Here is a 23,509-nt window from a genome sequence, read left to right as displayed (position 1 = left end):
ATATCAAAACTATACTTGGCTCATAGCGCGATAGCATATAAAATACGCGTCCTTTAGGCTAAGCTAAGTCAATGACCGCAGGTCCATAGCATTAACTTGACCTAGTCGTGCATAGTCAGTACCGGATTGAAAACGAGGCAATATTTCAATGAGCAAAAAGCTGCATATTAAAACCTGGGGTTGTCAGATGAATGAATATGACTCCCAGAAAATGGCGGATCTTCTAGATGATACCAATGGTTATCAACTGACCGAAGAGGCCGAAGATGCGGATGTGATTTTGCTTAACACCTGCTCAATCCGTGAAAAAGCACAAGAGAAAGTATTCCACCAGTTAGGTCGCTGGAAGCCATTAAAAGATAAAAACCCAGACTTGGTAATTGGTGTGGGTGGCTGTGTGGCCTCGCAAGAAGGCGACACCATTCGTCAGCGTGCGCCTTTTGTTGATATCGTATTTGGCCCGCAAACCTTGCACCGCCTGCCGGAAATGATCAAGCAAGTACAAGACAAAGAAGGCTCGGTCGTCGATATTACCTTCCCGGAAATCGAAAAGTTCGACCGTTTGCCAGAGCCTAAAGCAGAAGGCCCAAGTGCATTCGTTTCAATTATGGAAGGCTGCTCTAAGTATTGTACTTTCTGCGTGGTGCCTTACACCCGTGGTGAAGAAGTAAGCCGCCCTCTTGACGATGTTTTGCTAGAAGTGGCCCAGTTGGCCGAGCAAGGCGTGCGTGAAGTGAACTTACTAGGTCAAAACGTAAACGCCTACCGTGGTGCCACCCACGACGGCGAGATCTGTTATTTCTCAGACCTGCTGCGCTATGTTGCCGCCATCGATGGTATCGACCGTATTCGTTACACCACATCGCACCCGGTTGAATTCACTCCGGATATCATCGAAGCCTATGCCGATGTGCCTGAACTTGTAGATCACTTACACTTGCCGGTGCAAAGTGGCTCTGATCGTATCCTAAACCTGATGAAACGCGGCCATATGGCCATGGAATACAAGTCAACAATTCGTGCCCTGCGCAAGGTGCGCCCGAACATCAGCATGAGCTCTGACTTTATTATCGGCTTCCCAGGTGAAACCACCGAAGACTTTGAAGCCACCATGAAGCTGATCAACGACATCGGCTTCGATATGAGCTTCAGCTTTATCTACAGCGCCCGTCCGGGTACGCCGGCGGCCGATTTACCGGATGACGTAAGCGAAGATGAGAAAAAGCAGCGCCTGTACATACTCCAAGATCGCATTAACCAAATGGCACAGAAAATCAGCCGTGATATGTTTGGTACCGAGCAGCGTATTTTGGTTGAAGGTCCTTCGAAGAAGAACCCGATGGAACTGCGCGGCCGTACCGAGAATAACCGTGTGGTAAACTTTGAAGGTCCACACTCAGTGATCGGTCAATTCGTGGATGTACGTATTACCGAAGCGCTGCCAAACTCGCTGCGCGGTGAACTTATCCGTACCGAAGCAGATATGAACCTGCGTCGTGACGTGGCCCCAAGCGATATTCTCGCCAAGGCACCGAACGAAGAGCAAGCCAATGAGATTGGCGTGGGTACCTTTACCCCTAATTAATAAGAATAATGCGCTGTGGCCTAGGCCACGGCGCCAATCAACAGGAAGCAACTTTGAGTAGCCAGCTGAAGAACATCGATATTTATTTAGAACCGTCAGACAATGCCCGCCTTTCTTCTTTATGCGGTCCTTTTGACGAGAACATAAAACACATCGAGCGTCGCCTGGGAGTTGAAATTGCGCACCGCGAAAACCTCTTTAAAATAACCGGCAAACCACATACCGCTAAGGCTGCGGGCGAGATCATCAAAAGCCTGTACCTTGAAACCGCGCCGGTCAAAGGCAAACAAAAAGAAATCGAGCCCGAGCATGTGCATCTGGCCATCATCGAAGCCGATGTGCTGGAGCAAGAAGCCCCCAGCGTATGGGGTAAAGAAGTCTTTATTAAAACCCGCCGAGGCGTGGTAAAGCCCCGTAACCCGAATCAAAGCCAATATGTGGCCAACATTCTCAACCATGACATTTGTTTTGGTATTGGTCCTGCCGGTACGGGTAAAACCTATCTTGCCGTTGCAGCCGCCGTTGATGCCCTGGAACGTCAGGAAATTCGCCGTATTTTGCTTACCCGCCCTGCGGTAGAAGCCGGTGAAAAACTGGGCTTTTTACCGGGTGATTTAACCCAGAAGATCGACCCCTATCTGCGCCCGCTTTACGATGCACTGTTTGAGATGCTGGGCTTTGAAAAGGTCGAACGCCTAATAGAGAAAAACGTCATTGAGGTTGCGCCACTTGCCTATATGCGTGGTCGTACCTTGAATGACGCCTTTATCATTCTCGATGAAAGCCAGAACACCACGGTGGAGCAAATGAAGATGTTCCTGACCCGGATTGGCTTTAACTCTAAGGCGGTGATCACAGGTGATATCACCCAGGTCGACTTACCTCGTGGCGCTCGCTCCGGCCTGCGTCATGCCATCGAAGTCCTGGGTGAGGTTGATGAAATAAGCATGAACTTCTTCCAATCCCATGATGTTGTTCGCCACCCCGTGGTCGCGCGCATCGTTGAGGCCTATGAGCATCACGAAGAGACAGAACGCGTTAAGCGCCAGCAAAAAGAGCAAGCCAAAAAAGAGTCTGACCAATGAGCACCACAGTCGATCTGCAAATAGCCTGTGAGTTTGATGACTTACCAAGCGAGGCCCAGTTTCAGCGCTGGGCGGCACTGGTACTAGATGAGCTTAAGCCCGACTCAGAGGTCACCATTCGCATTGCCGACGAACAGGAAAGCCAAAGCCTTAACCACAGCTACCGAGGTAAAGACAAGCCGACCAATGTCTTATCATTCGAGTTTGACGCCCCGGCAGGAATCGAATTACCCTTGGTGGGCGATTTGATTATTTGCCCGCAAGTGGTATATGGTGAAGCCCAGGAACAGCAGAAAGCGTTTCATGATCATTTTGCCCACATGGTGGTGCATGGCTGCTTGCATTTACTTGGCTATGACCATATAAATGAAGCAGATGCCGAGATTATGGAAGCGTTGGAAAAACGTTTGCTGGCCAGCATCAATATTAGCGACCCATACAGGGATGATGAGTGTTAATCCCAATAGTGAGCTAGGTCTCATTATCGGAATTAATTCAACTTGGAGCGCATAAAGCTAATGAGCGACGAAAACTCGCATAGTAGAGAGGGTTCTTCTGGAAAATCCTGGTTAGATCGTATCACCCAGATGTTTCAAGGAGAGCCCCAAAATAAGGAAGAGCTGGCAGAAGTGATCTCAGACGCACAAGAGCGCGATCTGATCGATCCGGAAACCAAGGAAATGATTGAAGGTGTTTTGGGTGTCTCTGAACTCAAAGTACGAGATATCATGATCCCCCGCTCACAGATGATCACCTTAGACGTCGACAAACCCTTGTTCGACCAACTACCGCAGATGATCGAGTCATCACACTCGCGCTTCCCTGTGGTGTGTGAGGATAAAGATCATATTGAAGGGATCCTGCTGGCGAAAGATTTGCTCCCCCTGCTGATGGATAAGGAAGCCGATCTACCCACCTTACGCGAAGTATTGCGCCCGGTTGTGGTTGTGCCCGAAAGTAAGCGTGTTGACACCTTGCTTAACGAGTTCCGCCAGCAACGCTACCATATGGCCATAGTGATTGACGAATATGGTGGTGTATCCGGTTTGGTAACCATTGAAGACATTTTGGAAATTATTGTCGGCGAAATCGAAGATGAGCACGATGATGAGGAAGAAAATCTGCAAATTAAGCAAATTTCCAAGCATGTATTTTCGGTGCAAGCCCTCACTCCTATCGATGAATTTAACGATAAATTCAACACCGATTTCGATACCAATGAAGCCGATACCATAGGCGGTATTGTTCTTCATGCCTTTGGCCATATGCCAGGGCGTGGCGAAATCATCGACATTGACCCTTTGCAGTTTAAGGTAACAAGCTCCGACAGTCGTCGTATTTTGCAGCTGCAAGTCACTCTGCCAAAATCGAACGATGGCGAAGATTCTGACGCGGCTTAAGGGCGCTGTTAGAGATAGTAAAACCTGGCTGGCCTTCTTGGCCGGCCTTGTTTTAACACTCGCCTACGCCCCCTTTTCGCTTTGGCCCATCGCCTTTATCAGCACCGCGGTCTTGAGCTGGTGCGGCTATCAACAGCCCCCCAAAAAAGCGGCTTGGTACGGCTTTGCCTTCGGTCTTGGCTGGTTTGGAGCCGGGGTTAGCTGGGTTCATGTTTCCATTGCCGAGTTTGGTGGCTTACCCATTATCGCATCCCTGGCCGTTATGGCCCTGCTGGTGTGTTATTTAGCCCTGTATCCGGCCCTGGCACTGGCAACTACCGCTTGGTGTTACCGCCGAAGCGGCAGCTGGTTTGCGCCGCTCATCATAAGCTTTGCGTTTGCGGAATGGCTGCGCGGCACCCTGTTGACCGGTTTCCCCTGGCTTTCCTTTGGCTATAGTCAAACCGACTCACCGCTTAACCTGCTAGCGCCCATAGTCGGCGAATTTGGCCTCGCTTGTGTCGTGTTGGCGCTGGGCTATGGCCTGTTTCGTTTAGTCTTGGACCGTGCCTGGCAACCCCTGGTTGGCACCAGTGCCTTGCTGGCCGCCATAGTGCTTAGCGCGCACTTTGCGCCGAGCAATCAATACGCGAACAAGCACCTGTCCGTGGCTTTAGTGCAGGGCAATATCAAACAAAGCATGCGCTGGGAGCCAGAAAACTTCTGGCCGACCATGCTGAAATATCAGGATATGACCCGCACTCACTGGCAGGCGGATCTGGTAGTTTGGCCCGAGGCGGCCGTACCCGAGCTGGAATCCCTGGCAGGCGATTTTCTCCGCTCTGTAGATAAGGCCGCGGTCTTCAACGACAGCGCCCTGATCACCGGCATAGTGGATTATCAGTATGACACACGAAAGGCCTACAACACGCTTGTGGTGGTGGGCAAGCAAGAGGCCGACAGCAGTGAAGGGCAATATAATTACCTGCACAGGAATCGCTATCGCAAGCACCAGTTATTGCCCATAGGCGAATTTGTGCCTTTTGAGGATTTACTGCGCCCCATTGCCCCCCTGTTTGACTTGCCCATGTCGAGCTTTAGTCGCGGAGAGCGAGTGCAAAATAACCTGTTGGCCAATGGCTATCATATTTTACCGGCCATCTGTTATGAAATCGCCTTTCCCGATTTAGTGCGCGCCAACTATCGCAGTGACTCGGATATACTCTTTACGGTCAGCAACGACGCCTGGTTTGGTAACTCCCATGGCCCCCATCAGCATATGCAAATATCACGCATGCGCGCATTGGAGCTAATGCGTCCCCTGGTTCGCGTTACCAACACCGGGGTGACCGGAGTTTATGATCCGCTGTCGCAAAAACAACAGAGCCTGCCTCAGTTTGTTGATGATGTCCTGCTCACCGATGTTCACCTTATTGCCGGTGACAGCTTTTATGCCCGCCACGGTACATGGCCGGTGTGGCTATTGCTGATTGGCTTTGCCCTCGTTAGCGTGGGTATCAGCTACCGACGTAAAAAAGGCGCTTAATAGCGCCTTTTCACTTTCTTGCTCTGCGTTACTTATCCAGATAATCAAACACCAGATTAGTTAAGGCCTTGACGCCCAGAGGCAAGCCCTGCTCATCAATATAGAAGTGTGGGGAATGGTTACTCGGCGCAGTTTTGGCGTTCTGATCGGCTGGGGTGATCCCTAAGAAAAAGAACATTCCCGGCGTTTCCAAGGCATAGTAGGAAAAGTCCTCGGCACCGGTGATCAAATCGGTGATAATGACATTATCCTTACCCGCCGCCTGCTCCAGGGTAGGCATCATCTGCGCCGTTAACTCGGGGTTATTGACCGTCACCGGATAACCATGGTCTATATGCACCTCGGCTTTGGCGCCCGCGGCTTGTGCAGTTAATTCGGCCGTATGTTTTAAGCGTTTTTTAATGTCGGCGCGCATATCCTGATCAAAGGTGCGAATGGTGCCGACCATCTCCACCTCATCGGGAATAATGTTATTGCGCACACCGCCTTTGATGGCCCCATAGGAAATAACCGAAGGCGCCTTGGTCACATCCACCTGACGCGAAGCTATGGTCTGGGTGGCCATAATGATTTGACTGGACGCTACGATTGGATCAACGCCATTCCACGGCCTTGAACCATGGGTCTGACGGCCACTGACCTTGATACTAAAGGCATCCGAGCTGGCCATTAACGGCCCCGAGCGTAAGCCTATCTGGCCGCTGTTAAGCGAAGACGTAACATGCAAGCCGAATACCGCTTCGGGTTTTTCAGCGAACAAGCCCTCTTTCAGCATCAGCTCGGCACCGCCCTCCTCGCCTTTGGGTGCCCCTTCTTCGGCGGGTTGAAATATCAATAGCACATCGCCGGCAAGTTGATCCTTTAAGGCCACCAACGACTGTGCCACCGCCATCAGAATGGCCACGTGAGCGTCATGGCCGCAGGCATGCATCACGCCAACGTCTTCACCACGATAGCTCGCCGTTTGCTTTGAGGCAAAGGGCAAGTCCACCTGCTCGGTCACCGGTAGAGCATCCATATCGGCGCGCAGGGCGATCAGAGGACCACTTTTGCCACCCTTGATTTTCGCTACCACCCCAGTATGGGCGACGCCCGTTTGCACCTCTAAGCCTAAGGCTTTTAGGTGCTCGGCCACATATTTGGCGGTTGCAAACTCGCGGTTACTAAGCTCTGGGTATTGATGTAAGTGACGACGCCACTCAATCAGCTTATTCCCCACCTCGGCATTGGCGGTATCGATTTGGGCCGCTAACGATGCACCATAGGTGTGAGCACTTAGGCCAGTGAGGGCGCTAAAAAGCAACGCCTGGCATAAAGGTTTACCTAGTTTCATATTTCATCCCCTGTTGATTGCATTAGGCTGCTGGCTCTGTGAACGGCACAGCTGTACTAAAAGTAGGCTATCAGGGGAGCAATCAAAAACGCAATGCGACAAAAGGCAGGTATAAAAAACCACCGCAGAAGCGGTGGTTTCACGTTTCGTCAGGCACTCAGCCAAGGCGCAGCAGCTCAACCTCAAAAATCAACGGGCTGGCAGGCTCGATAATTCCCACGCGGCGGTCACCATAGGCCAAATGGGCAGGGATATATAGCGTCGCCTTATCGCCTACACGCATTTGTTGCAGGCCCAGCTGCCAGCCCTTGATCACCTGATTCAATTTAAAATCTATGGGCTGGTCACGCTTATAGGAGCTATCAAACTCACGGCCATCGATCAGGGTGCCACGATAGTGTACACAGACCTTGGATGTTGCTTCTGGCTGTGCTCCTTCATCGCTACGGCTCTGCCACAGGATTTGCACCCCACTTGGCAGCTCTTCCAGGCCATCCTGCTCTTTGTTTTTGGCAAAGAAATCGGCTTCCTTTTGCTTGTTAACCGCCGCGACCTTGCGATTACGCAGGTGCCCGCGTATGGTCAAAACCAGTAACACCAGGATGATCGCAGACAAAATAAGATTAAGCATCGTCTTCGTCCTCCCCACCGACGATGGCGGCAATTTCGCGCAGTCTGTTCATGGCCAGGTCGTGAATACTGCCTTTGGGATAGGTGCCCTCTTTAAGCTCGCCGCACTCCTTGCCCGTTAACAGGCTAAGTGCTTCATCGACATTGGCGACCGGATAAATATGGAAGCGGCCTTGCTCCACCGCATCGATCACATCTTGGTTCAGCACCAGGTTTAAGCAGTTCGATTTAGGGATGATCACCCCCTGATCACCACTTAAGCCACGCATCTGACACAGTTTAAAGAAACCTTCTATTTTTTCATTCACACCACCGATGGCCTGAACTTCACCGCGCTGGTTGATCGAGCCGGTCATGGCGATCCCTTGATCTATAGGCACCTGGGTAATACTGGAGACCAGGGCGCACAATTCCGCCAAGGATGCACTGTCACCGTCAATATAACCATAGCTTTGCTCGATTGCGATATTGGCACTGAGCGTCAGGCTAAAATCCTGGGCATACTTGCTGCCCAGGTAACCGGTCAGCAGCATCACCCCTTTGGAGTGAATCGCCTTACCCAGCTCGGCCTCGCGCTCGATATCGATAACGCCGTCGCTGCCGGCATAGACAGAGGCACTGATGCGCGCCGGGGTACCAAAAGAGGTGTCACCCACATGCAATACGGTTAGGCCGTTCACCATGCCGACGGCTTTGCCTTCGGTGGCAATGAGGATATGGCCTTCTCGAATATCACTAAGCATGTGTTCACTCATTTGCCCGGTGCGGTATTCCTTACCGGCCAAGGCTTCGTGCACATGGGTGGCGTGGATCTGCTCGCTGCGATCTTGACGAGCGTAATAACTGGCTTCTGCGACCAGCTCCATTAAATCGGCAAAGCGTGCCGAAAGCTTTTGCTGATGCTCGGCCTGGCGATGGCTAAAACGCAACAAGAGTGCCATGGCGTCACAGTTGACCTCGGTTTTTAAGGTCTCGCGACAATACTCCTGCACCTTGGTAATAAACTGGTACTGGTATTTATCCGTACCCGGCAGGTAGAAATCGAAATCGGCCAGCACCCGAAAATGCTCGGCAAACTCTTCATCATATTCGTTAAGTGTGTAGTAAAGCTCGCGAGAGCCGAGGAAAATAACCTTCACATCCAAAGGAATAAGCTGCGGGCGCAGGGTGAAGCTGCTGCCCACCGAGCTGTCCTGATAGGGTAAGTCGTTTTTGATCTGGTGAGTTTTTAATGACAGCTTTAAGCCATCCCATACCTGGGCATTGGCCATGACCTTCTCGGCATCCATAATCAGATAACCACCATTGGCGCGATGCAAGGCGCCGGGCTGAATACTGCGATAACTGGTGACCAGGGAGCCCTGCGAGGTGGAATACTCAATCTTACCGAAAAGGTTACCGAAGGTCGGATTGGGCTCATAAATGACCGGCGCGGCATCGTTTTCCTTGTAGGGTACCAGCAGGTTGGGGGCGAAGAACTCGGTGAGCATTTCCTTACGGTCATACTCTTCTTCGCTCTTGTCATTGCTCTGCTCTTCGTCAAGCCATTCCAGCACGGTATCAACCAGCTCCGAGCGCAGGTCTTTTAAATAGCGTAATACGCCGATATGGGTGGCATATTTGTGCTCCAACTCGCGCAACAAGGGCTTAATGGCCGCCTCAGCGGTGGCCTTTTTCAGCTTACGCAGCGCTTCGCTGGACTCACGCTTCCATTTCGGCAACTCAATGAGGGCATCGATCAAGGCGTCTTCTAGCTCGGTAATGGCGTTGATAAAACGCTCCTGAGTGTGCTCGTCGAGAGCGCTAAATTGCTCATCGCTTAAACGCTGATTGTTCACTATGGGCACAAAGCCGACGTTGTTTTGATCTTCTATCAACTCAACGCTGTGCTCATTGGCCAGCTCTTCGACATGAGCCAGCGCATCTTCGTATTTGTCTTCAAATTCACGGTCGATGGACTTTTTCTTGCGCTGATAACCGGGGTTATCGAAAGCGGCTGGAAAGGTGTCGAGTATTTCCTCAAGCACGGCATCGATATCGTCCACCAGGACTTGCCCTTCGCCTGGATTCATCAACAAGGCGATGGGTTCGCGGTGATCCTGGTAGTTGTTTACATACAACCACTCTCTGGGCGTTTCTCTGTCCTTGGCGTACTGCTGTAGCTTGTGTTGCACCAGGGTATAACGGCCCAGTGCAGGCTCGCCCATCACATAGGCATTGTAGCCTGGCAATTGCATGCCCAAAGCAAAATCAAGGGCGCTGTCGGCTCGCTTTTGGCCGATAAAAGGCAGCTCTTCTGGGTATGGATGAGTGAGGCAAGTACGAATATGATTTTCGGAAATTTGCGGCGCAAGAGCGCAAGCACTTAAGGTGCTAACAACGCCTGATGTCTTATGTTTCATACAACACGTCTTTTGCTGGGCCCACTGCCGGGCCCTTGTTATTTTTAACGCCGCTAAGACTGACTATGGCTGCAGCGCCTGACGATTAAAGTGAATACCACCACACTCGGTGCAGGGCAAAATTTCACTGGGGTGGTATACATCTACCTTCTGATGGCAATTTTGGCACACTAAGGTGCCCATGGCTATCCATTCTCCGCTATGATAAACCCCTTTATGTTTAAAGTCTTGGCTCAAGGCCTGCCACTCTAATTGCGACTTGTCTTCGATATGGGCCAACTCATACCAGAGGCTCTCTTTGAGCTCCTGCCAAGCCAGAGAATTATAATAGTTCTCGTGCTCGATAAAGTGGTCGATATCCCGGGCCAGGTAACGCTTATATTCTTCGTACTTATCCTTGCTTAAATCCTTAAGCGCCTGTTTAGACTCTAAAAAGGTGGCCACCATATCTTTGACTTCATGGTCGTTAACATCCTTTAGCCAATCGCTAAATTCGGATAACCATTGACGATAATCTGCCATATTGACTCCTTGCATAAATTTTACCCCTACTAGTTAACTATAGTCCGCCTGCACACAATTCAATAATGGCGACAAAAAAGCCTGTCCCTTGCTGTGATTAACCATAGATTTGGGGTATGCTATCGGGCAAATTTGTCATCATTTTGCAAGAAGTCTGGAAGAGTAGATGCAAGAGCAATATAACCCGCAGGAAATTGAAGCGAAAGCCCAGTCATACTGGGAAGAAAACAAGGTATTTAAGGTCACAGAAGACGACTCAAAAGAGAAGTTTTACTGTCTCTCCATGTTCCCCTACCCCAGTGGTCGACTGCACATGGGTCATGTGCGTAACTACACCATTGGTGACGTAGTTTCTCGCTTCCAGCGCCTGCAAGGTAAAAACGTCATGCAGCCTATGGGTTGGGATGCTTTTGGTCTACCCGCTGAAAACGCCGCGATTAAAAACAACACGGCGCCAGCTAACTGGACCTATCAAAATATCGATTACATGCGTAACCAGCTAAAACTACTTGGCTTCGGTTATGACTGGGACCGCGAAATCGCCACCTGTCACCCTGGATACTACAAGTGGGAACAGTGGTTCTTCACTAAGCTTTATGAAAAAGGCTTGGTATACAAGAAGATGTCAACGGTTAACTGGGACCCAGTGGACCAAACCGTACTTGCCAATGAGCAGGTTATCGACGGTAAAGGCTGGCGTTCAGGTGCCGTAGTTGAACAAAAAGAAATTCCGCAGTGGTTTATTAAAATCACCGATTATGCACAAGAGTTGCTGGATGACTTAGACAAGCTAGAGCACTGGCCTGAGCAAGTACGCACCATGCAGCGTAACTGGATTGGCCGCTCTGAAGGCGTGGATATCACCTTTAAACGTGCCGATGGCAAAGGTGAATTCAGCGTTTATACTACCCGTCCGGATACCTTTATGGGCGTGAGCTATGTGGCCGTGGCCGCAGCGCACCCGATTGCCCAGGAAGCAGCGGCAGTCAATGCCGAGGTAGCCGCCTTCGTTGAAGAATGCAAAAACACCAAGGTGGCCGAAGCCGATGTTGCCACCATGGAGAAAAAGGGTATTGCCACTGGTTTAACAGCTGTGCACCCGCTTACAGGCGAAGAAGTCCCTATTTGGATCGCCAACTTCGTATTGATGGATTACGGTTCAGGCGCGGTGATGGCCGTACCGGCACACGATCAGCGCGACTTTGAATTTGCAACGGCTTACGGGCTTGAGATCAAACAGGTTATCGCAGCAAACGAAGGCGATGAGTGTGACCTTTCAAAAGCCGCCTACACGGAAAAAGGCACGCTGGTTAATTCAGGCGAATTTGACGGCCTTGATTTCGATGGCGCCTTTAATGCTATCGCCGACAAGCTCACCGAGCTTGGCGTGGGTGAGCGCAAGGTAAACTTCCGCCTGCGCGATTGGGGTGTGAGCCGTCAGCGTTACTGGGGTTCACCTATCCCTATGCTGAACAAAGAAGATGGTTCTGAGCTGGCTGCACCTGAGGACATGCTACCGGTACGTCTGCCTGAAGACGTGGTCATGGACGGTGTAACTTCGCCGATCAAATCCGATCCCGAATGGGCCAAAGCAACCATCAACGGCGAAACCGTATTCCACGAAACCGACACTTTCGACACCTTTATGGAGTCGTCTTGGTACTATGCCCGCTACTGTAGCCCACGCTACGATGAAGGCATGCTTGAGCCGGGTGCGGCAAACTACTGGCTACCGGTAAACCAGTATATCGGTGGTATTGAACACGCTATTTTGCACTTGTTGTATGCGCGCTTCTTCCACAAGCTATTACGTGACTTCGGCCTAGTTAACTCAGATGAGCCATTCGAGCGCCTGCTTTGCCAGGGCATGGTACTTGCTGAAACCTACTTCCGTAAGGATGAAAAAGGCGGCGATATCTGGATTTCACCCACTGACGTCGAAACCGAAAAAGACGACAAGGGTCGCATTATCAAGGCCTGGCACAAAGACGACGGCCAGCCGGTAGAAAGCGCCGGTATGAGTAAGATGTCGAAGTCGAAAAACAACGGTATCGACCCACAACAAGTAATCGACCAATACGGTGCCGATACAGTACGCCTGTTTATGATGTTCACTGCGCCACCAGAGCAAACGCTTGAATGGTCAGATTCGGGCGTTGAAGGTGCACACCGCTTTATCAAGCGTGTTTACAAGTACGCTGTTGATGTGAAAAATGCCGGCTTTGTGGCGTTAGATGTTGCTTCGCTGTCGAAAGAGCAAAAAGAACTGCGTCGTGAACTACACAAGGCCATTGCCAAGATCACCGATGATCTGGAACGCCGTCAAACCTTCAACACCGCCATTGCCGCCGTGATGGAGCTATCGAATAAGCTGATCAAGGCGCCACTTGAGAGCGAAGGCGACATAGCTGTTGCTAATGAAGCACTTGAAGCCATGTTGATCATGCTTGCACCTATCACCCCGCACCTTTCGCACCAGCTATGGCAAGACCTGGGCAAAGAAGGCGACGTGCTTGACGCAAGCTGGCCGATTGCCGATGAAGCGGCTATGGTTGAGAGTGAAAAACTGGTTGTTGTTCAGATCAATGGTAAGGTACGTGCGAAACTGACGCTTGCGGCGGATGCCGATCAAGAAGCGGTAGAGCAAGCCGCCTTTGCCGATGCCAATGTGCAGAAATTCACCGAAGGCCTCACAGTGCGCAAAGTGATTTATATCAAAGGTAAAGTGCTTAACGTGGTGGCGAACTAAGATGTTCGCCCCATCGCGTTTGCTCAACTTTATGATGCTCGGCTGCTTAGTGCTTATGCTAAGCGGCTGCGGCTTTCATCTAAAACGAGCTTCAGACCTACCCGCGGATTTGATGACCCTGGAAGTCACGGCACAGGACCCTAATTCGGCCCTGTACGCCGAAGTCTTGCAGGAGCTTGAGCGCGGTAACGTTCAGGTAAATCAAAACCTCAGCGCCGACTCGCCGACGCTCACCCTCAAAGCAGACACACTCGATAGACGCGTACTGTCGCTGTTTAAAAACGGTCAGGTGGCAGAATATGAACTGATTTATTCGGTCTCCTATCGCCTTGAGCGCGCCAATGCCGAGCCGATTGAGCAATTCTTTGAGCTCTATCGCAATTATCAGGACGACCCAGATAATGCTTTGGCCAAGGCCAATGAGATGACCATTTTGCTTGGCGAACTGCGCAAGCAGGCCAGTCGTCGCATCGTACGTGAGCTGGCTCAACTCTAATGCGCGTTTACGCTAATCAACTGCCGCAACAGCTACAAAAAGGGTTAGCACCATTTTATATGGTCTTCGGTGAAGAACCTTTTCAGGTTAGTGAATGCGTGCAGCAAATTCGCCACAGTGCTAAGCAACAGGGCTTCGATGAAGTCATTAAGCTGAGCGCCGGAGCGCAATTCGATTGGCAAGAGCTAGACGGTCATTATCAAAGTATGTCGCTCTTTAGCGCCCGCACCCTAATTGAAGTGGATATGGCGGGGCAAAAGCCGGGGAAAACCGGAGCCGAACACCTCAAAAGCTATGTGCAATCCCCTAACCCGGATTGCGTTATTGTCCTGCACGGCATGAAGGCCTCGCAGGAAATCCAGCGCAGCGCCTGGTTTAAGGCCCTAGATCAACAGGGCCTCTTTATTCCCTGCTACCCCTTGACCGGCAACCACCTGCGACGCTGGCTCGACGGCCATTGCCGCCGTCTGCAGTTAAATCTCGAAGGCGATGCCAAGCAGGTATTGCTCGACACCACAGAAGGCAACCTGCTGGCCTGCTATCAGGAGCTGGAAAAACTCTCCCTTCTCTATGGGCAGCGCGCCATTAATGGTCACACCCTGCTGGGAACCTTACTGAATCAAAATAAGTTCGATATCTTTGATTTAGCCAATGCCATCTTGCTGGGCGACAGCACTAAGGCCATCCAGGTATTAACCCGGTTGCAAAACGACAATACCGAACCCACTGCCATCGCTTGGGCCCTGACTAAGGAAGCGCAGCAATTACAAAAGCTGCTGAGCTTGCAACAAAGCGGGCAAGACTTTAACAGCGCCTGCAAACAGCTGGCCATTTGGAAAAACCAGCAAGGTATGTACAGCCAGGCCTTGCAACGCCTGCGCAGCGAACACCTCAGCGAATTACTGGACTTACTGGCCGATTTCGATAGCGCCTACAAAAGTGGCAAGCTAGGCTCTCCCTATCCCATGTTGGCCCATATTAGCGTCAGCTTTTGCCGTTCACTGCCTTTTGCCGCACCTAGCTTTGTGGAGTAAGCATGTTGTTATTTGGCGGCACCTTTGATCCGGTGCATTTTGCCCATCTGAATATGGCCGAACAATGCCTAGAGCATTTTGGCGGCGACACCTTATTTTTTATGCCCAATCGGGTTCCTGCGCATAAACAGGCAAGCGGCATCGACAATGCCGATAAGCTGGCGATGCTGAAGCTCGCCACCGCCGCCGAGCCCCGCTTTGCCATAGATGAGCGCGAGTTACACCGCAGCGGCCCCTCTTATTCCTTGCTAAGCCTGCAGGAATTGCGCAGCGAGCTTGATGCCAGCGGTCGTCAGCAGGAGCCAATCCTGTTTTTATTGGGCATGGACTCATTTAACGGCTTTGATTCCTGGTATCAATGGCGCGATATTCTCGAGTTATGTCACTTGGTAGTGTATCAGCGCCCGGACGAGCGCCTCTCTCCCTCGCCTCAATTGCAGGCCTATTTAAACCAGCACCAATGCAACCAAGGGGCTGAACTGGAGTCTAAACAAGCGGGACTGGTGTACTTTTTAGCCGGGCCGCAACGGGCGGTATCCTCTACCTTGGTGCGCGAGCGCTTGCAGCGCGGAGAGCCATGTGAAGATTTAATACCCGCGGCGGTGAGTCAGTATATACGCGATAAGCGCCTGTATATGGCCAGTTAAAAATGGTACTATCACCCGCTTAAATGAATTTGATTAAACAGAGAGTGTATTTTGCAAACCAACGAACTCCTTGACTTTGCATTAGACAAAATTGACGACATGAAAGCCCGCGACGTGATCACCTTAGACGTACGCGAGAGCTCAGACATTACCGACTACATGGTGGTGTGCTCTGGTAACTCCAAACGCCAGGTACAATCTATCGCTCACCATCTTGCCAAAGAAGCCAAAGACCACAACCTCGACGTGATCGGCCAAGAAGGTCAAGACGTTGGTGAGTGGGTCTTGGTTGACCTTGGCGATGTGATCGTCCATGTTATGCAAGACGAAACCCGTGACTTCTATCAGTTAGAAAAGCTCTGGGGTTAAGCGGTGAAAATCCAATTGGTCGCCGTGGGCACCAAGATGCCCGCTTGGGTTGAAGCGGGCTTTAGCGAATATCAGCGCCGCTTTCCTAAGGACATGGCTTTAGAGCTGGTAGAGATCCCCGCCGGTAAGCGCGGCAAGAATGCCGATATCAAACGCATCTTGCAGCAAGAAGGCGAACGTACCCTGGCCGCCATTCCCAAAGGCAATCGCATCGTCACTCTAGAAGTGACGGGCAAGGCCATGGACACCCATCAATTGGCCAAAGCCATGGAAAAGTGGCAACTTGATGGCCGTGATGTCAGTTTATTGATTGGTGGCCCGGAAGGTTTGGCGCCCGAATGTATCGCCCGCTCGGAACAAAAATGGTCATTATCGAATTTGACCTTGCCACACCCCTTGGTCCGCATTATTGTAGCTGAAAGCCTGTACCGAGGCTGGAGCTTAAACAACAACCACCCTTATCACCGAGAATAATAAGAACCCATGCTGCGCAAACGCACTCCGATCCGCGACCATTCTGCCGAGGCCAATTTGTTTGCGCGGCGGGCCTTTACCGCCTTTGTTTTTGTGTTGCTCCTGGTCGCGGTACTTATTTCAAATCTTTATAATTTACAGATAGTTGCTCACAAGAGCTATCAAACTCGCTCGAACGATAACCGCATTAAGGTGATCCCCATCGCGCCCAACCGCGGTCTTATTTATGATCGTAACGGCAATCTGTTGGCGGAAAACAAACCCGTCTATAACCTTGAGGTGATCCCCGAGGAAGTAGACGACCTTGACACCGCACTCAGTGACATTGGCAAACTGATCGACATCAGTGAGCAACAAAAGGAAGAGTTTTTAGACGACATCCGTCATAACCGCCGCTTTAAGAGTCAGGTGCTTAAAAGTCGTCTGGATGAAAAGGAAGTGGCGCTGTTTTCCGTTAATCAGCATAAGTTCCCAGGCTTTAGTATAGAGGCCCGTCTGGCACGTTATTATCCCTATGGCGATACCCTGACTCATGCCTTGGGTTATGTGGCCAAGCTTAATAAAAAGGAGCTGGCTCAGCTTGAGGCAGAGGATCTGGCAACCAACTACCGGGCCACGCGGGATTTCGGTAAATTGGGCTTAGAAAAGTTTTATGAAACCGAATTGCATGGCGAAGTGGGCTCGCAATCGGTGGAGATCAATAACCGTGGCCGAGTGCTGCGCAGTCTGGAGGAGACCGCACCGGTGCCGGGTAAAGACCTGGTGCTTACTTTGGACATTGGCCTGCAGCAAATCGCACAATTAAGTTTAGAGGATAAACGCGGCGCGGTTATCGCCCTTGATGCCAAAACCGGTGGCATCCTTGCCCTGTATTCCAACCCCAGCTATGACCCCAACCTGTTTGTCCACGGCATCAGCTCAGCGGACTACAAGGCCTTGTTGAATCCAGACAGACCGCTTATCAATCGAACCACGCAAGGGCGTTACGCCCCGGCCTCGACCATCAAACCGCATATGGCGATTTTCGGCTTGGAAGAGGGTCTGGTTACCGAGCAAACCAAGATGTTCGACCCGGGTTTTTTCCAAATTCCCAATGTTGAACATAAATGGCGTGACTGGCGCCGCTGGGGACATGGCCACGTGGATGTGTACAAGGCCATTGAACAGTCCTGCGACACCTATTTTTACGATATCGCCTACCGCGCCGGCATCACTAAGATCAGTGATTTCATGGCTCAGTTTGGTTTTGGCGATCTCTCCGGCATAGATATCAAAGAAGAAACCACCGCCATTTTACCTTCGCGGGAGTGGAAAGAAGGACGTTTCCGCGAGCCCTGGTGGCGCGGCGACACCATTTCCGTGGGTATAGGTCAGGGCTATTGGACTGCAACGCCGATTCAAATCGCCAACTCCATCAATATCCTGGTTAATAAGGGCAAACACCATCCACCGCACCTGGTACAGCAGTTACGCCGTGATGAGGAAGTGGAAGACGTCAACAGTGATGAAAAGCCACCAGTAGTATTAAACAACCCAAGACATTGGCAAATCGCCCTAGATGCCATGCACAACACCGTGACCAAGGTCAGCGGTACCGCGCACAAGGCTTTTAAAGGAGCCACCTACGATCCGGCCGGTAAAACGGGGACGGCACAGGTGGTCAGCATTGCCCAGGGCGAACGCTACGAGGCCGATAAACTCAAAGAGCGTCATCGCGATAACGCCATTTATGTGGGTTTTGCCCCTTTTAACGACCCACAAATTGTAGTCACCATTATCGTTGAAAACACCGGTGGGGGCGCCTCGGTTGCGGCACCTATTGCCCGCCAGGTAATGGATTATTATTTCCTCGCTAACCCCATTAGCCAAGGTAAGAAGGAGCCGCAGTCATGACTCCGGTAACCAGCAAGGTGTCAATTTGGCAACGTGTGCATATTGACCTGCCACTCTTTTTAGCACTGCTGGCCATGATGATTGGCAGTCTGGCCATAGTGTACAGCGCCAGTGGCCAGGATACGGGTATGATGATGCGCCACAGTACGCGCATGGGTGGCGCCATTATTGCGATGTTGCTCTGTGCCCAGGTCTCGCCGAGCACCCTAAAACGCGTGGTGATCCCTGTGTATCTGGTGGGCACGTTAATGTTGGTCGCCGTGCTCTTTGTCGGGGTCAGCTCCAAAGGCGCGCAACGCTGGCTTAACATAGGCATTCGCTTTCAACCCTCGGAAATCATGAAGTTAGCCGTGCCCATGTGTGTTGCCTGGTATATAGGCCGCAACCATTTACCACCAAAATTAAGCAACCTCTTTATCGGCTTAGTGATTGTTATGGTGCCCACCTTGCTTATCAAGGAGCAACCGGATTTAGGGACCTCGATTCTGATCGCCAGCTCCGGCATCTTTGTGCTGTTTTTAGCCGGCGTCAGTTGGCGCCTGATCGGCTCATTAGCCGTATTGGTGGGTGCCGGTGCGCCACTGTTTTGGCACTACGGCATGCACGCCTATCAAAAACAGCGGGTGCTTACCTTCCTCAATCCGGAAAGCGACCCCTTAGGCTCCGGTTACCATATTATTCAATCGAAAATCGCCATCGGCTCCGGTGGCATTGAAGGCAAGGGCTGGTTGCAGGGTACGCAGTCACAGTTGGAGTTCTTACCCGAGCGCCACACCGACTTTATTTTCTCGGTGCTGAGCGAAGAATTTGGCCTGATTGGGGTGTTATTCCTGCTCGGTGTCTACCTCTTTATTATCGCTCGCGGTCTCTATATCGCTGTAAATGCTCAAGAAGCTTTCGGAAAGTTATTGGCCGGCGCCCTCACCCTGACCTTCTTCGTCTATGTCTTTGTGAATATCGGCATGGTATCTGGCTTATTGCCCGTGGTGGGTGTTCCCCTGCCATTGATCAGCTACGGGGGCACATCTATGGTGACACTGCTCGCAGGCTTTGGCATCATAATGAGTATCGCCACCGAAAAACGGATGTTAAATAAATAATGGCCTTGCGCGCGCTTTTTATCGTTTTAATCAGTCTTATTGTTACCGCCTGTAGTTCACCCAAAGGAACCCCAGGCAATGGCCAGGCGGGTCGCTACCAGATGGAGCATGATGCCGCGCCTCTGCGCCACCCCACCGATATGGAACTACAAGATGCGGTGGTGACCGATGAAGCAAAAAGTGCTGCGGCAAATCGTCCCTATCAGGTCAGAGGCAAGCAGTATGTGCCCATTTTTGATGAAACCGGCTTCACCCAAACTGGTATCGCCTCCTGGTACGGACGCAAGTTTCACGGCTATCACACTTCCAACGGCGAGGTGTACGATATGTTTGCCATGACCGCAGCCCATAAAACCCTGCCCTTACCCAGCTTTGTGCGCGTCACTAATGTCGACAACGGCCAAAGCGTGGTGGTGCGGGTTAACGATCGCGGCCCCTTCCACGCAGACCGCATCATAGATTTATCCTACGCTGCCGCGTATAAACTAGGTTATCATTTAAAGGGTACAGCCAAGGTTAAGCTCGAAGCCGTTACCCTAGCCGACGCTAAGCCTCGCACTAAATACATACAGGTTGCTGCCGGGTCAAAATTGGCAAATATTCAGGCGCTGGCACTACAGCTAGAGCAGGATTATCACGTCCCGACCCATATAAAACAGCAAAAAGATGGAATTTTTCGCCTCCGCTTAGGTCCTATAAGCGACGAGCAACAGGCTAAAACGTTATTAGAGCAATTAAAAAGCAGTCGGTTTGCCCAAGCTTTCTTGCTTTATGACGACCAAGCCCTTTAAGATAACACCCTAATCGCATTTTCACCCAAAACAGATTAAACAAGCATAATGAAATCAATTAAACACTCTCTTCTAAAAGGCTTAAGTGGACTGCTATGTGCTAGCGCCGTTTTTACTGCTAATGCCCAAATTATTCCCGCCCCTCCTGAGGTTAATGCCAAGGGTTATTTCCTGGTGGACTTCACCACGGGCAAGGTGATCGCCGAGGGCGAAGCCGATACCAAACTGGCACCGGCCAGTTTAACCAAAATGATGACCAGCTATGTGATTGGTACAGAAATCGCTGCGGGTAACATCGCCCCCACCGACATGGTGACGGTGAGTGAAAATGCCTGGGCGAAGAACTTCCCCGAATCATCGAAAATGTTTATCGAGGTGGGTAAACAGGTCAGCGTTGAAGACCTAAACCGCGGTATCATTATCCAATCGGGTAACGATGCCTGTGTGGCCATGGCCGAGCACATTGCCGGCAGCGAATCGGCGTTTGCCGATTTAATGAATGCGCACGCGCAGAAGCTAGGCATGAGCAACAGTCACTTTATTAACAGCCACGGCCTAGATACCAACGAGCACTACACCACACCGCGCGATATGGCGACCTTAGGTGCCGCGTTGATTCGTGACGTACCTGAAGAATACGCACTCTATAAAGAAAAAGACTTTACCTATAACGGCATCAAGCAGTTCAACCGTAACAGCTTGCTTTGGGATCAGGGCCTGGACGTTGACGGTATTAAAACCGGTCACACCGATGATGCCGGATACAGCCTGGTGTCTTCTGCAACCAAGGGCGATATGCGCTTAATCGCCGTGGTCATGGGTACCAGCTCAGAGCGTGCCCGTAAGGTAGAAAGCAAAAAACTACTTAACTATGGCTTCCGCTTTTTTGAAACCATTACTCCGTACCAAGCCGGTGATAAATTTGCCGACCAGCGTATTTGGATGGGCGATAAGGAAATGGTTTCTCTGGGTATTTTAGAAGATACGCCGATCACCATCCCTCGTGGTCAGCAAAAGAACCTGGAAGCGAATTTTGAGCTAGATAGCACATTGGAAGCGCCTCTGGCTAAAGGCACTAAGGTAGGTACCTTATACCTGCAGCTGGCCGGTGAAGACATTGCCAGCTACCCACTGGTAACGCTGGAAAGCGTTGAAGAAGGTGGTTTTTTCAGCAAGATCTACGATTACTTACGCTTGCAAATCATTGAGTAAGTAGAAATATACTTACAGCTGGCCTAATCCAGAATAAGCGCCCCTATTGAGGGGCGTTTTTTTTGCGCTAAAAAATGCTAGAATATGCCCCATTAAGAACTAATGAACCCATTAGTTTGTCTGCGTCCTGTGTTGTTAATGAGGGTCAAGCATTATGGTCAAGCCGGTTAAAAACACCAAGTTTGATGAATTTCTAGAGTTTCCTTGTCCATTTACCTTTAAGGTAATGGGCCTTGCTAACGTAGAATTAACTGAGCAAGTACTTACAGTTATGCAAGAACATGCTCCGGGCGACTACGCGCCAAGAACCAAGCCTAGTAGCAAGGGTAACTACGAGTCGGTCACCTTGATTGCAACCGTAACATCGAAAGAACATATCGAAATTATCTACACTGAGCTGGGCAGCCTTGAGCATGTCCGCTACGTGCTCTAATGGCACTACCGAGGACACCCAGATAGTGAGTAATCTAATTGTTCGCCAGCTAGGACGCCAGGAATACATGCCCATTTGGCATGCCATGCAGGACTATACCGACCAGCGCGATGAGCAAAGCGCCGATGAAATTTGGCTGGTAGAACACGATCCCGTTTTTACCCAAGGTCAGGCCGGTAAAGAAGAACACCTGCTGATGCCAGGTGATATTCCTGTGGTTCAGGTCGACCGCGGTGGTCAGGTAACCTATCACGGCCCAGGTCAACAAATGCTCTATGTCCTGTTTAACTTACGTCGTCTAAAAATTGGCGTTCGTGAGCTGGTAACCTGGCTAGAAGAAAGCATTATCGATAGCCTGAAAGAATATGGCGTCGAAGCCTATGCCAAAAAAGATGCCCCGGGTGTCTACGTGAATGAAGCAAAAGTTGCCTCGTTAGGCCTGCGCGTACGCCGCGGCTGTTCCTTCCACGGTCTCGCCTTAAATGTCGATATGGATTTAGGCCCGTTTCTGCGCATTAACCCCTGTGGTTACGCCGGCCTGCAAATGGTGCAATGTAAAGACTTAGGCGGTCCACAAAGCGTAGAGAGCGCCGGACAAGGGCTGGTGCAGCAATTAATTAAACGACTCAACCCGGCAGAGGTTGAGTACCAACAAGGTTTAGCGAAATAATGACAAAATCATCTGTACGTATGGAGCCAGGCGTCAAGCTTCGTGACGCGGAAAAAATGGCATTGATCCCGGTAAAGGTTTTGCCGACGGAAAAAGAAGAAATGCTGCGCAAGCCACAATGGCTGAAAATCCGTTTGCCTAAGTCAAACGAACGCATTGATGGCATTAAACAAGCTATGCGTAAACATGGCCTGCATTCGGTCTGTGAAGAGGCGAGCTGCCCTAACCTATCCGAGTGTTTTAACCATGGTACGGCGACCTTTATGATCTTGGGTGCAATTTGTACCCGCCGTTGCCCGTTTTGCGATGTGGCGCACGGTCGTCCACTCAAGCCCGATGCCGCAGAGCCAGAAAAACTGGCGCTCACCATTAAAGACATGAAGTTAAGCTATGTGGTGATCACCTCGGTTGACCGCGATGACTTGCGTGACGGTGGTGCACAGCACTTTGCCGACTGTATTCGTGAAATTCGTAAACACAATCCAGGCATTACCATTGAGATCCTGGTGCCGGACTTCCGTGGCCGCATGGAACGTGCGCTTGAAATTCTAAGCGAAACACCACCGGACGTATTTAACCACAACCTGGAAACCGCACCGCGTTTGTATAAACTCGCGCGTCCGGGGGCCGATTATAAATGGTCTTTGGAGCTACTACGTCGCTTTAAAGAAGCTCACCCAGAAGTGCGCACTAAGTCAGGCCTAATGGTGGGCTTGGGCGAAGAAATGAGTGAAATCGAAGAAGTGTTACGCGATTTACGTGAGCACAATGTCGACATGTTGACCGTGGGTCAGTATCTGCAGCCTTCGAAGCACCACCTTGCGGTTAAGCGCTATGTGCCACCCGAAGAGTTCGATGCCCTGAAAGAATATGCCGACGAGATTGGCTTTTCTCATGCTGCCTGCGGACCTTTCGTCCGCTCCAGCTACCATGCCGACCAGCAAGCGGCGGGTAAAGAAGTTAAGTAATCCATTGCAGCACGGCCTTGTGCAATGCAAGTGCCGTGCCTATTATAGACACACAGTTGTCACAATCCCTACGACCCCCTACACTTATTTCAACCGCGCACTTTAGTGCGGCTATATGCTTGTTTAATCTTTAAACATTGGTACTATTTTGCTACATTGCGCCAGCATTTGCATCTTTTTGTTAACAGTCG

General features: G+C 50.9%; 22 protein-coding genes. 18 read left to right on the top strand and 4 right to left on the bottom strand.

Translation table 11 applies throughout. The annotated features are described in order from the left end of the window. The first annotated feature begins 148 nt into the window (after positions 1 to 148). From miaB to lnt, 5 genes are read left to right on the top strand one after another with little or no spacing between them, the layout of a single operon-like run. Positions 149 to 1,585, top strand: coding sequence for a tRNA (N6-isopentenyl adenosine(37)-C2)-methylthiotransferase MiaB (gene miaB / locus KD147_RS14320; RefSeq protein WP_212548297.1), 1,437 nt, complete (start codon positions 149 to 151; stop codon positions 1,583 to 1,585). Positions 1,586 to 1,638: 53 nt separating this feature from the next. Beyond that, positions 1,639 to 2,670, top strand: coding sequence for a PhoH family protein (locus tag KD147_RS14315; RefSeq protein ID WP_105255198.1), 1,032 nt, complete (start codon positions 1,639 to 1,641; stop codon positions 2,668 to 2,670). Next, positions 2,667 to 3,128, top strand: coding sequence for an rRNA maturation RNase YbeY (gene ybeY, locus KD147_RS14310; protein ID WP_105255032.1), 462 nt, complete (start codon positions 2,667 to 2,669; stop codon positions 3,126 to 3,128). Before KD147_RS14315 ends, ybeY begins: the two co-directional genes overlap by 4 nt. A 60-nt stretch (positions 3,129 to 3,188) precedes the next feature. Further along, complete coding sequence (gene corC, locus KD147_RS14305) at positions 3,189 to 4,070, top strand: CNNM family magnesium/cobalt transport protein CorC (RefSeq protein WP_105255031.1); 882 nt, start codon at positions 3,189 to 3,191, stop codon at positions 4,068 to 4,070. After that, a complete protein-coding gene (lnt, locus tag KD147_RS14300) occupies positions 4,045 to 5,595 on the top strand; it encodes an apolipoprotein N-acyltransferase (RefSeq protein WP_105255030.1) in 1,551 nt (516 codons plus the stop codon). The genes corC and lnt overlap by 26 nt, the downstream gene beginning before the upstream one ends. A gap of 28 nt (positions 5,596 to 5,623) precedes the next feature. Here the strand turns inward: lnt and KD147_RS14295 are convergent, their stop codons facing one another. The 4 genes from KD147_RS14295 to KD147_RS14280 form a co-directional block, all read right to left on the bottom strand. Next, positions 5,624 to 6,928: an amidohydrolase gene (locus KD147_RS14295; RefSeq protein WP_105255029.1), complete on the bottom strand. Its 1,305-nt coding sequence runs from the start codon at positions 6,926 to 6,928 to the stop codon at positions 5,624 to 5,626. A 157-nt stretch (positions 6,929 to 7,085) separates the two neighbouring features. Further along, the gene (gene bamJ, locus KD147_RS14290; protein WP_105255028.1) at positions 7,086 to 7,559 is read right to left on the bottom strand and encodes a BamJ family beta-barrel-assembly machinery protein; all 474 of its coding nucleotides are present in this window, start codon (positions 7,557 to 7,559) and stop codon (positions 7,086 to 7,088) included. After that, positions 7,552 to 9,960 carry a Lon protease family protein gene (locus tag KD147_RS14285; RefSeq protein WP_105255027.1) on the bottom strand — a complete coding sequence of 803 codons (2,409 nt, stop codon included), beginning with the start codon at positions 9,958 to 9,960 and terminating at the stop codon, positions 7,552 to 7,554. Before KD147_RS14285 ends, bamJ begins: the two co-directional genes overlap by 8 nt. A 63-nt stretch (positions 9,961 to 10,023) precedes the next feature. Next, complete coding sequence (locus KD147_RS14280; RefSeq protein WP_105255026.1) at positions 10,024 to 10,482, bottom strand: zinc ribbon-containing protein; 459 nt, start codon at positions 10,480 to 10,482, stop codon at positions 10,024 to 10,026. Between the two features lie 166 nt (positions 10,483 to 10,648). On the opposite strand from KD147_RS14280, the gene leuS reads away from it, so the two are divergent. The 13 genes from leuS (at position 10,649) to lipA (ending at position 23,318) form a co-directional block, all read left to right on the top strand. Further along, the gene (gene leuS, locus KD147_RS14275; protein ID WP_212548296.1) at positions 10,649 to 13,231 is read left to right on the top strand and encodes a leucine--tRNA ligase; all 2,583 of its coding nucleotides are present in this window, start codon (positions 10,649 to 10,651) and stop codon (positions 13,229 to 13,231) included. 1 nt (position 13,232) lies between these two features. Continuing rightward, positions 13,233 to 13,727, top strand: coding sequence for an LPS-assembly lipoprotein LptE (locus KD147_RS14270; RefSeq protein ID WP_212548295.1), 495 nt, complete (start codon positions 13,233 to 13,235; stop codon positions 13,725 to 13,727). Further along, positions 13,727 to 14,761: a DNA polymerase III subunit delta gene (holA, locus tag KD147_RS14265; protein ID WP_105255023.1), complete on the top strand. Its 1,035-nt coding sequence runs from the start codon at positions 13,727 to 13,729 to the stop codon at positions 14,759 to 14,761. Before KD147_RS14270 ends, holA begins: the two co-directional genes overlap by 1 nt. A gap of 2 nt (positions 14,762 to 14,763) precedes the next feature. Beyond that, complete coding sequence (gene nadD, locus KD147_RS14260; RefSeq protein WP_212548294.1) at positions 14,764 to 15,408, top strand: nicotinate-nucleotide adenylyltransferase; 645 nt, start codon at positions 14,764 to 14,766, stop codon at positions 15,406 to 15,408. 51 nt (positions 15,409 to 15,459) lie between these two features. Further along, positions 15,460 to 15,777, top strand: coding sequence for a ribosome silencing factor (gene rsfS / locus KD147_RS14255; protein WP_105255021.1), 318 nt, complete (start codon positions 15,460 to 15,462; stop codon positions 15,775 to 15,777). A 3-nt stretch (positions 15,778 to 15,780) separates the two neighbouring features. Further along, positions 15,781 to 16,251, top strand: a complete 471-nt coding sequence (gene rlmH, locus KD147_RS14250; protein WP_105200671.1) for a 23S rRNA (pseudouridine(1915)-N(3))-methyltransferase RlmH — start codon at positions 15,781 to 15,783, stop codon at positions 16,249 to 16,251. A gap of 9 nt (positions 16,252 to 16,260) precedes the next feature. Further along, positions 16,261 to 18,144 (top strand): penicillin-binding protein 2, encoded by a 1,884-nt coding sequence (gene mrdA, locus KD147_RS14245; RefSeq protein WP_212548293.1) that lies wholly within the window; start codon positions 16,261 to 16,263, stop codon positions 18,142 to 18,144. Beyond that, entirely contained in the window at positions 18,141 to 19,244 is a 1,104-nt protein-coding gene (gene rodA, locus KD147_RS14240; RefSeq protein WP_105255019.1) for a rod shape-determining protein RodA, read from the top strand. Before mrdA ends, rodA begins: the two co-directional genes overlap by 4 nt. Continuing rightward, positions 19,244 to 20,035: a septal ring lytic transglycosylase RlpA family protein gene (locus KD147_RS14235; RefSeq protein ID WP_212548292.1), complete on the top strand. Its 792-nt coding sequence runs from the start codon at positions 19,244 to 19,246 to the stop codon at positions 20,033 to 20,035. Before rodA ends, KD147_RS14235 begins: the two co-directional genes overlap by 1 nt. 48 nt (positions 20,036 to 20,083) lie before the next feature. Beyond that, positions 20,084 to 21,247, top strand: coding sequence for a serine hydrolase (locus tag KD147_RS14230; protein WP_105255017.1), 1,164 nt, complete (start codon positions 20,084 to 20,086; stop codon positions 21,245 to 21,247). A 154-nt stretch (positions 21,248 to 21,401) separates the two neighbouring features. Beyond that, entirely contained in the window at positions 21,402 to 21,680 is a 279-nt protein-coding gene (gene ybeD, locus KD147_RS14225) for a DUF493 family protein YbeD (RefSeq protein ID WP_105190444.1), read from the top strand. After that, positions 21,661 to 22,350: a lipoyl(octanoyl) transferase LipB gene (gene lipB / locus KD147_RS14220; protein ID WP_105255016.1), complete on the top strand. Its 690-nt coding sequence runs from the start codon at positions 21,661 to 21,663 to the stop codon at positions 22,348 to 22,350. Before ybeD ends, lipB begins: the two co-directional genes overlap by 20 nt. Continuing rightward, complete coding sequence (gene lipA / locus KD147_RS14215) at positions 22,350 to 23,318, top strand: lipoyl synthase (protein WP_212548291.1); 969 nt, start codon at positions 22,350 to 22,352, stop codon at positions 23,316 to 23,318. Before lipB ends, lipA begins: the two co-directional genes overlap by 1 nt. Positions 23,319 to 23,509: the final 191 nt, after the last annotated feature.

The organism is Pseudoalteromonas sp. BDTF-M6 (assembly GCF_018334135.1).
In the GTDB taxonomy this organism is placed as follows: domain Bacteria; phylum Pseudomonadota; class Gammaproteobacteria; order Enterobacterales; family Alteromonadaceae; genus Pseudoalteromonas.
The sequence above is the reverse complement of the archived record's forward strand: the minus strand, read 5'-3'. Positions and strand labels throughout refer to the sequence as shown.